The 12,604-nt window shown below is 41.2% G+C and carries 11 protein-coding genes; all 11 read right to left on the bottom strand.

The window, feature by feature from the left end; genetic code table 11:
* Nucleotides 1-4 precede the first annotated feature (4 nt).
* From NST34_RS06060 to NST34_RS06010, 11 genes are read right to left on the bottom strand one after another with little or no spacing between them, the layout of a single operon-like run.
* Entirely contained in the window at nt 5-3,835 is a 3,831-nt protein-coding gene (locus NST34_RS06060) for a hypothetical protein (RefSeq protein ID WP_341127372.1), read from the bottom strand.
* A gap of 13 nt (nt 3,836-3,848) precedes the next feature.
* On the bottom strand, nt 3,849-6,113 hold the full coding sequence (locus NST34_RS06055; RefSeq protein ID WP_341061347.1) for a PKD domain-containing protein: 2,265 nt from the start codon (nt 6,111-6,113) through the stop codon (nt 3,849-3,851).
* 5 nt (nt 6,114-6,118) lie between these two features.
* The gene (locus NST34_RS06050) at nt 6,119-6,784 is read right to left on the bottom strand and encodes a hypothetical protein (protein ID WP_341061345.1); all 666 of its coding nucleotides are present in this window, start codon (nt 6,782-6,784) and stop codon (nt 6,119-6,121) included.
* A 32-nt stretch (nt 6,785-6,816) separates the two neighbouring features.
* The gene (locus NST34_RS06045; RefSeq protein WP_076284075.1) at nt 6,817-7,314 is read right to left on the bottom strand and encodes a hypothetical protein; all 498 of its coding nucleotides are present in this window, start codon (nt 7,312-7,314) and stop codon (nt 6,817-6,819) included.
* Nucleotides 7,315-7,334: 20 nt separating this feature from the next.
* Nucleotides 7,335-7,715 carry a hypothetical protein gene (locus NST34_RS06040; protein WP_076284074.1) on the bottom strand — a complete coding sequence of 127 codons (381 nt, stop codon included), beginning with the start codon at nt 7,713-7,715 and terminating at the stop codon, nt 7,335-7,337.
* Between the two features lie 15 nt (nt 7,716-7,730).
* Entirely contained in the window at nt 7,731-7,874 is a 144-nt protein-coding gene (locus NST34_RS06035; RefSeq protein ID WP_156113062.1) for a hypothetical protein, read from the bottom strand.
* A 7-nt stretch (nt 7,875-7,881) separates the two neighbouring features.
* Nucleotides 7,882-8,091, bottom strand: a complete 210-nt coding sequence (locus NST34_RS06030; RefSeq protein WP_076298286.1) for a hypothetical protein — start codon at nt 8,089-8,091, stop codon at nt 7,882-7,884.
* A 56-nt stretch (nt 8,092-8,147) separates the two neighbouring features.
* Nucleotides 8,148-9,017 (bottom strand): hypothetical protein, encoded by an 870-nt coding sequence (locus tag NST34_RS06025; protein ID WP_341127371.1) that lies wholly within the window; start codon nt 9,015-9,017, stop codon nt 8,148-8,150.
* Nucleotides 9,018-9,028: 11 nt separating this feature from the next.
* Nucleotides 9,029-10,078 (bottom strand): hypothetical protein, encoded by a 1,050-nt coding sequence (locus NST34_RS06020; protein WP_076284071.1) that lies wholly within the window; start codon nt 10,076-10,078, stop codon nt 9,029-9,031.
* Nucleotides 10,079-10,090: 12 nt separating this feature from the next.
* Nucleotides 10,091-11,536, bottom strand: coding sequence for an ATPase, T2SS/T4P/T4SS family (locus NST34_RS06015; RefSeq protein WP_341127370.1), 1,446 nt, complete (start codon nt 11,534-11,536; stop codon nt 10,091-10,093).
* Nucleotides 11,533-12,594, bottom strand: coding sequence for a hypothetical protein (locus NST34_RS06010; protein WP_341127369.1), 1,062 nt, complete (start codon nt 12,592-12,594; stop codon nt 11,533-11,535). Before NST34_RS06010 ends, NST34_RS06015 begins: the two co-directional genes overlap by 4 nt.
* Nucleotides 12,595-12,604 lie beyond the last annotated feature (10 nt).

Below are 12,604 nucleotides of genomic sequence, written 5' to 3'. Positions count from 1 at the left end.
TACTCTACTTAATTCGATGACTCTGGAAATACTCCGACCAATCCGTTGATATAACAACGGTAACTGTATCCGTTTTGGTGTTATACGCATTCTGAGCCGTAAAGGTAAAAGTAACAGGGCCATCTGGTAGCTTTTCAAAAGAGCTGTCGTACATTTCACCTGTCCAGAAGGTTTTATCGTCGTTAGTTGGGCTGAGCTGCGTAGTGAACCCTCCGTTCATGGTTACTTGCACAGTATCCGGGAGACCTGTTGCTGTACCTTGCAGAACAAAACGTTCTCCTGCCCAGAATACGTTGTAGCCTCTTGGACTCTCCTCATTGCCACTCTTTTTCAGATTGTAGCCTTTACGGTTGTTGTTCCACTCTTCGGTGTGCTTAACGCCTCCTCTAATACTCAGTAAATTCACCATGAAGTATTTACGTGGAGAGACATTGCTCCAGTTATAACCATCAAAAACTTCAACTTCAACGGCATATTTTTCATTCTCAATCAGTGAACCGACTGGAATCTGCCATTGCTTAGCGCTTGATACTTGCTCACCAGATTGTACCTTGATTGCACCGGTGGCCAAGTTAATAATTCGCACCTTATAACGTTGCTGCAGATCTTTGTCCTCATCTTGATAATCCCACTTGATGATTGGAGTTAACGTGCTTGCGATCGTAGATTTTGTAGAGTCCGTACTGGTTGGGTACGTTATCGAAACTGTTGGTATACGGTTGACTATCGTAACATTCTGGGAAAGGTCTCGATATAGCCCTAGAGAATCTGTTACACGTTGTCTAAACGTAAAGATACCATTGCTGCTAAATTGCTTGGTAAAGTCATTCTTAACACTTGCGAAAGCTTCTGAACCATTTGATGTTTTCAGATAATACTTAAGGCTAATGCTATCTCCTTTAGGCTCATCTTGGTCCGTAGCCGTACTTTTAATATTCAAAACATCTGTACGGTAGATCGGTACCTTAGTCGCATCTTTACCAGTATCTGTGATCAGAGTGAATCCCGGCTTAGGTGCGTTATCAATGATGAATGTTTTTTCATTTGATACATCTGACCATGAAAATTTGGAGTACGCCCGACCTTTCACTGTAAAGTATTCAAACCGTTCAAATGTATTATTTGGGATTTGATATTGTCTGAGTAGGCCAGTAGGATCTGGATTTTCTACAGTGGAAACTAATAGATCATCCTTCGTAAAAAACTCTAATCTATATTTCTCCTGTGGATCATTTTCTGGATCTGTGTATGTCCACTTAATTAATGGATCGCCTTGGTCTGAGTCAATCACAGATGGGTTCGAAGCTGTACCTGAAGGACTAGTTAAAGTCATAGAAGGTGCCAAATTCTCTTTTACTTGGACTTGCAATCCAGCGATATTCGACTTATCGCCTATCTGATCGATTGCCCAATGTTCTAACGTATATACTCCTGGATCTGAGAAGGTAAGCGTAATATCACGAGTAAGATATGATTTAACTTCACCAGCACTGTTCGTTACTTTCCAGTAGTATTCTAATGAGCCTTGATCTGATGTATCCTCATCGATATCCCCTGAAGTATATTGTTTCGTATCATACTGATTTACGGATGAAGGTCCGTTAATCTTAGCAACAGGGACATGATTCTTAACCATAAATGTACGTGTAGCATAAGAGCTTAATTTTCCATCAGAGGCTGTGAGCTGCATTTCCCAGCCATCAGAAATGGCTTTTTTATGTGATATACCGTTACGATTAATAAGATCACGAATGGTCATTGATTGATAACGATTGTTTCCTGCCCAGTAGTAGGGAGAGTCATTAAATTTTGCATTCCAGGCATAAGATAAAACATCTCCATCTTCATCCGGATCTGGTGTTAAGTTATCCATTGTGATAATCGTATCGCGGTATATTTCGTTAGGCATTGTAAATGCTGCGGCCGGTGGATGATTGACTACCTGTACATTTTGACTGTACCAATCTGACCACAAGCCACGATTATCATGTACTTGTAGATTGAGTTGATAGTTCCCTTCACCGAATGATGCGATATTCGGCGGTGTTGTCGCTCCACCCCAATGTTCCCATACTTTATTCCATCCGTCTTTGATTACAGTCCAGTAATATACATCTAATGGATCATTATCTGGATCGAAAGATTTGTCTGTAATGGTCGTAGATTTACGATAGGAAACGATATTCGGATCAACGGTAAATAATGCAACGGGTGGTAGATTAACAGACGCATTCCCCACAGTACGTTGACACCAATCACTCCATACACCGATTCCATTATCTCCATCCACATCACGGACCCTTAAACGTATGTCGTAACTGTCTTTTTCAAAAACTCCCCCAGGTGGCTGACCGTCGATCCACATCTCATCAACGGTCTTTTTATATTGCCATTGCCACTGCATAATCCCTTTATCAGCACTTGTAATATGATCTAAATCGTAGGATGAATCTATTAATTGAACATTTCCATTGATAAGCCTTGCTGAAAAAAGCGCTATTGGCTTGCGATGGACTTTAAAACTCATCGTAGATGCGGCATCTTTACTCCACATCTGATATTCAGCAAAACGAGCATCCTGTTTCGGTATATCCTTAGCTTGATAACTCACTACATATTGTCCGGTATACGGAAATGAAGTGTAAAGGCTCGTCCTCCATAGTCCCGAATCCCCTATAATCCCCATTGAGTTATCAAAATAATTCGGATCATGATCATATCTCACTCGATCAGCGTACTTAGCATCCCACTCATAATCTTCGTAGGTGGTGCCGCTATTCTCTATAGGACTATTAACGAGAACAAAAGCGTTTCGCTTCAGTCTGTTTGTAACCTTAAAGGTCATACTCGCGGATTCTGACATATTTGAAGGATCTGCTACTTTTACAGTCATCGTATAATCGCCCGGCGGGATCGAATCAGCCACAGCGTCTATGGGGATAGAGAAATACTGATACCCTTTCGTTTGAGATACTACCGTCTTCCTATAAAATATATTTGGTATCTCCGCACTTACGATAAGATCATCATTATCTGGATCGTGAACATATCCCTCGATGTTAAGTATGTTTCGTCCAGGCTCATTCTGCAGGACTTGATTATTAGGTGTATTTAACGAAATGGTAGGTGGACTATTAGGTATCAAAGGAAATACTCTTTGAAAACTCCAACCAATATACGGCCCTCCATATCCTTTATCTGGATGATATCCACCAAATGGGTCCTGTTGACCTGCACCAAAACTGTAATTAATAACTAATCCTATTGGAAGTTCACCGTAACTTAAATTCCCTATATAGTTGTAGTAAGGAACATCTGTCACTAGATTAAATGTATGATCAAATGTATTCGGGTCAAACGGTCCAGCAAAAAAGCTCCTATACAATGGGGTCCAATTGGTATTTGGATTTGACCAGTGGCTCGGACAATTATATTGGTAGACTGGTAAATCTAATGGTGCCCCCTCTGGTATTGCCGCTACACAGAGATCCGCTCGAACAACACGTCTATCTAGAGCACTGTCTGAACGATACAAGTTTACTCCTACAGTCAATGTTGCATCTGAACTAATATCAAATGTAAGTTGCTTAGTGGTACGATTATATTTAATATTCGTTAGTTTTTGGTTATTTATTGTCCCACGCATAGTACCATAATTCCAACCAGCGTCATAAAAATCACCATCAGCAGGTATATTTATATCTTTATAAGTAATGAAATTAGGATCACCAGTCGCAGCCTCTGCTGTCTGAAGATACACTCCCTGACTAGGGAAAACTCCGAATAGGAAAGTGATTATAATTACTAGCGAAAGTATTTCTTTTGTCTTTTTCATTTAAGCACCTCTCCTACCAGGACCAATCAACTTCTGGCGCTCGATTTTTCACTTCTACAATCCGTGAGCTTAACTTTTGTCCATCTGAATTTGTAGATTTCCGATCAGCTTCTGTCACAAACTCATCAATGGTTGGTTGACCAAACTCTTCAAACACAGTAAGTCGGACTTCATATTTCCCTACCTCGCTCAGTTCTAAATTTAAGCGATCTTTGTTCTCATTACTAAAGGTCACCCATGCTTCTCCGCTAAAACTCCCGTCATTATTTGAATCATAGCGATACTCCCAGAGTCTCCGACCCACTACATCTTTATCAGGCGAATAGGAGATATCATCCAATGAAACCACCGCTTTATTACCGTAATCAGGACTTCGATATACCACTCCAGGCAGAGTAAAATAGTTGTACGGCGCTTCATCTGGCACAATATCAAAAGCAATCTCATCACTATCAGAATACCCAAGCGTATTTTCCACATAAATCGCAGCCTTATATTTTCCAGGTTTTTTAAATAAGATGTCTTTGCTTTCAAGTTCAGATAATGTACCACTATATTTAATATCTGCGTTCGTACCACCAGATACAGCAGTGATGGTAACTCGTGTTTTCGATGGTATTAACGGAAAGCGTGTTGGACTCTGGCTTCTATTGAACAATGTCGTTTTACGATTTTGTTTAAGTATTCCTTCTATATTTATAATTGCTGCTGGTTTCGGCTCAATGACGGTAACTTCTGTACTTGTACTACCTATTTGTCCATCATTGTCAACGACTGTGAGAGCTATAGGAAATGTCTCTCCAACTTGCTCTATGGTATACCATACATACCCCCTTGGGACATTTCCGATTTCTCCCTGCGCTCCAGATGTGCTCCAAGCATAATCAGTAATATATCCATCCGGATCATAGGAAGCATTTCCACTAACGAGCATATCAGACCCTGCTTTTATGTATCTAGCTGTTGATATTCTCGCAATAGGTGGCTTTCCTTCCGGTTCTGTTGGCTTGGTCGGAGGTGGAGGAAAAGTAACCAGGGGTTGGTTTTTATAAACACCTGCTGAAATCTGTAGGGGCTGTTCCAGAGAGGTGATGGTTCCATTCTTTGTGACGATTGGCTTTTTAAAGCGGACGAGAACGGTTAAAGCATATTCCTGAGTAAAATGTTCGCCCGTTACACTCGACTTTTTGATCTCAAAATCAAATAAAGTACTTACGTTAAATGTCTTTGCAGATTCCTTTTTCGTTTTGAGTGTATTGTTCCTGTCTTTCTCTTTAGCATAGAACACCCACTCGTCAATATTTGAAGCATCACTGTATCCTTGCAACTGCCCCATTAATGAAATTTGAACGGGTTCGTCTTTATCTCCCAATTTTGTTGGATTGGGATTAGGTTTATTTAGAGTTACCGTACCGGTAAGTGTTGGTTCTGTAGGGAGGGTGTAATCGAAGGAGACGTTTCCACTATACTTATACGTAGTCACATTAGCCGAACCTGTAAAGTAATAGCTTAATTCTGTTTTATAACGTCTACCCAACGCATGACCACTTTTGTCAAAATTCGGACTTAATTGTTCAGGGTCAAAATTTTGCATAGCTGCGTTAGTTTGATAATAAATAATAAATTGATTCCCATTTACAACATTATGATTTACATATGTTATTGGGAGTAATTCTTTAGGTACAACTAATTGGACGGTTGACTCTATGATTTGAGATGAATCTATTACCGAATTCACGTTTTGGTCGTACCATTTAATTCCCGAACGTGATACTGCTGATTGAGTTACCACCGTCATATCAGGAGGATCATTTCTAGGTGTACCATTTCCTTGTCCATTCCTATCGTTATGTTTCTGAGTATTAGCGTATGGGTCCCATTCATTAATCTGCCATCTTATACCGTCTGAATATCGCCAAATAGAATTACCGGGAGTTGTTACAAAAAGGCGTTTAAACGAGCTGTAATACCCAAGTACATTATCTATTCGTTGTTTTGCTTCAACGCCCTTTAAGGTAACCTTTACTTTTCCGTTCTCCATTGAAAGAGCAACTTTTTGATTAGTCCCATTATATTTAAGAGAAGAGACATCAATTGCCGAACTGGATACTCCACTTGGAAGATCTAAGTAAAAAGATTTTTGAGCATTTACAGACCCATTGAGAATTTCTGATGGTATTGACACTGTTTTGTTTTGCGAATTAGCTGCCTTGATGTTCTCTGGAATATATGAAAAAATCAATATAAATGTAAGCAGAACAATCCAAATTTTCTTCATATAAATTACTCTCCTGGACGTTTAACGATGTATTTCTCTTCAAATTCCCCTTCGAGATTAACATATATAGAAATATCTGAAGGGTCTTTAATATACCCATACATTTGATAGCTAGATAGCTTTTCACCCGGTTTCAACACCCAATTCCACAATGCTTCTTTATTGTTCAACTCTAACATTTTATTTCTAGGTGAAGGTGTCAGCAGATTATAACCATCTGCTGTTAACCTCCATTTTGCACTTGGATCTTTAGCACTTAATTGAATGACTTTACTCCCCTTATTTTCAATGGTGAGTTTAGTCCATACCATATATTTCGTAGGTGTTTTATAAATTTTATCTGAATAACCATACATCTTCATTAGAGACTGTGCTTCTTTAGACTTTACATCGTAAAACATCAGCTTTTCTAACGTGTACGTTAATCCTCCAGCGCTGATCGTCACAGGCAGCTCCAAGTCTTTCTTCAATCCAAATTTACTCAGATTATCCCTCATAATAGGCACTGGCGTTGCTATAGGTTTCACTGTTGCTGTGGGTGCCGCAGATATGGTTGGCTTAGCCGTAACTACTGATGTAACCGTTTCCGCTTTTGCAACCACTCCCTGCCCCAAAACCACACTAAATAACATTGCCGCTACCAAAGTCGCCTCTACAACTCTCTTCTTCATCCCAAATCTCTCCCTAGTCTCAATTGGATTTCCTACTTATTGAACTTATACTCCTGAACTGCTGGTACTCTGATTGGCTCTTGTGTTTTGGCTCTGGAGATCAGCAGCGGATGTTCCGTCTCAATGACGGCAATAACCGAGGGACCCTCTATGTATTTGGTAATGCCATATTCACTATCCTCGTATAAAAGCGGAAAAGTTACTCCATCGGAATCATCTACAATATCAAACTTCACGATCTTTACTTGATTCTTAAAACGGCTGCCTACTTGGGGAGAAAGGCCGTTATCAAGCCCAAGATTCGCCTGCAAGGCATGTTGAAAAGTATCGTAAGCAAGCGCGGGATCGATAATTAGACGACCTCGTGTGAGTTCAGTTTCATCTAATTCCTGTGCGGCATCATGAACAGCGATATTGTTTGCATCTTTTAGCATGCTGCGCAGCATGTCCCACTCCTGATTCTGGATCTGAAAGAACCAGGAGTAGATAAAGATCAGTAGGACAAATGCCAGCTTAATAATGTAATCCATAAATTAGGCTCATCCCTTAGTCAATCGAGATATTCACTCATAATTGACCCATGTCCATAATATCGGGTCGGCTGAGAAACCGTGGAAAAGTTATAAGGAAACAAATTTATCCGTGGTGCTGTTACATACACATCAATTCGTTGCTTGCGTTCTTGAATGGTATCTGTACTGCTCGTAATTTCTATAGAACCCTCTGAGAACCCAATCGCCTTCAGATTTGAAATCACTTCGTTCCGCATAGACGCTGTGACCATCCCCTCCGTTGCAGCTTTTTGTGTGATGTAGGACGTATTAGCTTTGACCTGTAAATCTAGCAGATAATCAATATAGGTGAATATGGGCTGCAGGATAATAAACAGGACAAGCCACATGAATAATGCCCGGAGGACGGTCTCCTTCAATAGAAACGCCTCCTTCTAATATTGCTCTACTTGCTTAGTATGTGTGATGATATCGTCTTGACTGCTGCCAATGATATGCGTAGCTACTGTGATAAACATCCCTGCGATCACAAAGCCAATAGCCAGAAACATTGCTATGGAGATAGAGTCTTTTTTCATAATCGAATTAAACCGAAGTATGGGTTAAGACCCGAGCAGTTGCCGTTTGGCTGGAATCCAGCGGTTGAATAAATGTCACACCCGGAATCGTCGGTTTGTTATCATCCGTAGCATCAATTACATCTCGAACTACAGGAATCAAAACGGCAATTACGATGGCCACACATAAAAATCCGATAGCAATAAACAAACCTGTAGAAATAGCGTCCTTTTTCATTGTTAAAATCTCCCTTTTATTTTATATTTTTTAAATAATATTGAATATACAATTTTTCACTGGAACATGCCGACCCCATTAAAATTCCCTTTGATCAGTAAAATGTACTGCATCGCCATCGCGACGATCATCAAAAAAGTAGCAATCGATGGGATAACATTAATGATCGTAGATAGATCACCGATAAAAGACCACTTTTTCAAATACTGATCGCTGGAGATTTTGGAGATAATCTTACCTTGCTCACGCAAATAATTCGCCGCTTCTGTGTCGTCATCCATACCCTCAGTAGCCAGCAAAATGGACCGAATGTCATTAATAAAACTATGATTATCCGGAAACTTTGCACAAAACCATTCAATCGCCCCCTCCACACCCTCATCTACTGCTCGTTCTGACAACTCGTACAGATCCTGACGTATATATTGAAAATGTCCAGCCGTACTCCCGCAAAAAGTGCCAAATTGCGCATATCCGCGCTTGCGTAGCCGATTATTCTCATATAGACGGATGAAAGAGATCAGCTCACCATCTTTTTTAATAACCGTTTTTTGATGAAGCCATGCAAGCACCCAGCCAAACGGAAGATAGCGCATCGGACTGCTGATTACGAGAATAAGTAGAGCAATTAGAGAGTCATAAATAGAAAAAGAATTAGAACGAATGAAATCACTGACGACTTGAGTTATTAAATAAATCAGCGCTGCAGAGTAACGGAAAAGCGTAATTTTACGGGCTGAAATCGATAAACCAGAATCATTTAATAATTGCTGAAGTCTATCCCCCTGCACCCGATCCCCAAGCTCATTCCACCGTAGTCCTAATCGGACAAGATATCTTTCCTGTTTACTACTACTGCTTACAAAGACAAGTAATGCGACATAAACAATCCCGATTACAGTAACTAATAGTAACAATCTGTCCATAGCTCATCACCTTAGTGGTAGTCCAGTTTAGGTCTGGCGAGAATAGTGCTGATCACAAAAGAAATAAAAAGACCGGAGACGATCACCATCAAAAAAGAAAGTCCTACTGTAGTCTCAAACTGCAATTGGAAATAGATATCAGGCTTCAGCATGTACATAAAGGTTCCAACCGTTGATACCAGCACCAAAAGATTCCCGTATAAGCCAAGGCTGATCGCATCTCTACTTCCCGCTTTTACAGTCAAAATCGTTTCTCTCTGTTGCTCCATAGAACGGTTTAACAGCATCAGTGAGCTTTTTAAATAACGGGTTCCTTCCTTCTCGGCATAGAGCAAATCCGATATAAATTCTAGGGCGAAGGTAGTACCAATCGCATTGGAAAATCTCCCGGCTTCCTCAACAAGCTCCTTCTCATTACTGTAATTGGAAAACGCAGCCCCTAGCAGCTTCAAAGGCCCCTTCAACACATTCTTATCCGTAAGAAAATCCGCTGTCCGATCGAGAACGGAATCTACCGACAAGTGAGTGAATTTGGTGGAGATTTTGACTACATCGAGTAAATCATAGCTTCCATGCACCTTCCTCTGCGCGTAGATGTATCTCATACGAAAATAAGGAATCGTCGCAGAAATCACAGCCATAAAAAGTGGAAATCTCCAAGCCCCCTGAATCGAACGCCCTTCGTTAAAAGTTATCCCTTCCAGAAAAGGATTGTTAAAACTCAATTGTCCAGGAAGCTCGCTTAGCGTCAGTAGTCCTGATAGAAAAACCGCGATAAACACTATTGCTGTACGCGTCATAAAACGCATAACGCTAATTCCCGGCTCATACTTTCGGTGTACGAAATATAAAAGATTATCTAGATGACGGTAGAGCCACAGCCTTTTTTTTACCGAGCTAACTCTTTTGCCAAAAATACTCATTTTATGTTTGATACGAAAATCGAATTTCTGACCCACTTGTCGTAAATGCCGTTCGATTAGCGGTTTAATGAGCAGCCAAATTCCCCATACAATTAACAAATGAAGGACAAAACGAAGAATATACAATAATAAATCCACGGTTTCACCTCCTCACTCGTTAAGAATGATCTTAGATTTCAAGCTTTCTTTGATAGGCTGATCCATTGGTTTTGCTGCTGCAAGCTGTCCCAGCTCTTTCTGGAGCAACTGTGTTGCCTGCTCATTTTTCCTAGTCACCTTCAGAATCAGGTTCTTCGTCAGCCTGTCATTATAGGACCAACACATCTTCTGAGGTTCCCAGCGCATCAGATCATTCGCAAATACAGAGTTCTTTTCCTCGTCATAAAAGACTTCCGATATTCGCGTTAACCGCTTCTTCCCGTTCGGAACACTTTCCAAAATAAAAACCAGCTCGCACGATTTGAGTGCAGAGATCAAATGCCCCTTAAGGCTCCCGCCAATCCTTGTCGACACGGCAAAAGCGCCTTGATAAGGAATATCCTCCGAATCAACGGTGTGGAAGGTTCCGGTGATGCCGTCATACCCTTTTTCCCCACTCCAAAGATAAAATTCCCATTCGTTATACCGCATTTCCGTCATATACAAAATGTTGGGGTCATGCCGCAGCGATTCTACCCCTACCTCCATCAATTCCTCGTTCGCAGCCTGGATTGGAATAATTCGGTGCCCTTTAATCTGGTAAGGTAAAATCGACTCCGGATGCTTTTCTATCATTACTACACCCATACAGGATGAAGATCCGAGCAGTTGCTCACCGACGATCGTATTTGCAAAGGTTGTTTTTCCCGAGCCTACAGCGCCCGCAATAATGGTATTGCGAAAGGTAGACGATAACGCCCGAATCATTTCAACCGCTTCCGCAGGAATACATTCTGTACCCGCCTGATCTTCTAGACTCAGAAACTCTACAACCTGCCGCCGTAACGATATTGTGGTGAAGCCATCCCATACTCTCGGGGATACCCAAATGGCAAGCCTAATAAATCGACCAGGCCAGAGCGGGTCATCCATTTTAAACTCCACTGAAGGGTTGTCCTTGTTCAGCTTTTTGTTGGGATCACTTTTTAATAAGGAGCGCTTTAACTGTTCAACCCGATCTAGTGAAGGCATCTCATATGGATAAGCTACAAACTCACCTTTCTGGTTATAAAAGATCTGCTTTCCGATCATCTGTAGCCCGGTTGATTCACTGTATGCACGATCAGTAAACCAACGATACGCCGGACCAAAACCCTTCCATTCATGATAGAGCGCTTCTGCAGCCGTTCTGTATGCTTCTGGAACCTTTCCCGTAAAGGGTGTCTTCCGCAAGTATTTCTCTATCTCATTCATAAAAAAGCTAACCGCCTGCGGATCGCCAATTAGCGCCTTCGCATTTAACTCGAAGTAAGCATCATCCTCACGTTCCAGCCCTTCATTCATATCGTTTTTCATTTTTTGCAAAAATGCGTAAAAGTCTTCCTTGCCCGGTTTGCTCATGCGTAGGATACTTTGTTTTAGAGAGAACAACGGACGATTCAGTTGATTTCCATTCATAGGAATATGCCTTTCTTTTTAGCTTCTGGCGCCAGGCTCATGGACACGAGCAAAGAATGTACCTTATCATCCACATGCTGCAGTTCTTTTTTGCCTAAAGGTAAGCTTTCCTGCAAAGGCTGGTAATACGGCAGCTCCAGCAAGATTTCAGTCCCAAAGCGAAGCGCTAGATTTTTAGGAGAAGATATTTCTTCCACATTACTGCGGTTAATAATCAGTTGGAAATCATGTGGACGTAGATCCATATGCCCAGCAAGCTCTAGAAGAGGTTCGAGTCTGTATTCATGCTTTGGATGAGTGACGATCATACGCAGTGCCTTGTGCATTCCGACATACCACGCTGCACTTTCCGGAATAGAGCCAAAGTCAGCAATAACCACATCTGCATTTGCCCCAGCTCTAGCCAAAAAATATTCAATCTCATCCTCCTGATAATCTTGTGCACTCAAGTAATCGTAATTGCCTGGGAGATACGAGTAACCGTCTTGCTTAATCAATTGTTCAAAATCCTCATCATGAATCATCTTCCCTGTGAGCCTTGATCGAAGCCTATCCAGACTAATTGTAGCTTTGCGGTCATATCCGGGATCATATAAATCAAGTCCAAGGACAATAACACGAAGGCCTGCCGCGGCAATTCGTCTTGCGAACAGTTTGGCTACACTAGTGCAGCCGATCCCCGGACCAGATCCAAAAAAACCAACCAGATTACTTCGTTCCTCCCCTTCCTCGTCTAGAATAAAGCGAATCTTCTCTATCACCACTGACGAGGTAGAACGAGGAGGGATAAAATAGATCCCTAAGCTTTCACACAGCATATGTACAGCTTGGTAACCACTGATTCCCTTTTGCAAATATACATATAGGATCATTGAGCTCGGATAATTCCGGCGCAGTTCGCTAAGTGACTGAGCTTGAATCTGGTCACTGGTAACCATTAGCATATGGCCCTCTGCATGAGATGGATCAGGAAGTACGCTTTGTGTAATTACAATAAATCCTGCATTTTTGATATCATTAATGGTTAACTGATCTATGCCTAGACTAAATATTTTCAAGACTCTTCCC

Origin of the sequence: Paenibacillus sp. FSL H7-0714 (genome assembly GCF_038003765.1) — a bacterium.
GTDB lineage: Bacteria > Bacillota > Bacilli > Paenibacillales > Paenibacillaceae > Paenibacillus_AQ.
The sequence above is the reverse complement of the archived record's forward strand: the minus strand, read 5'-3'. Positions and strand labels throughout refer to the sequence as shown.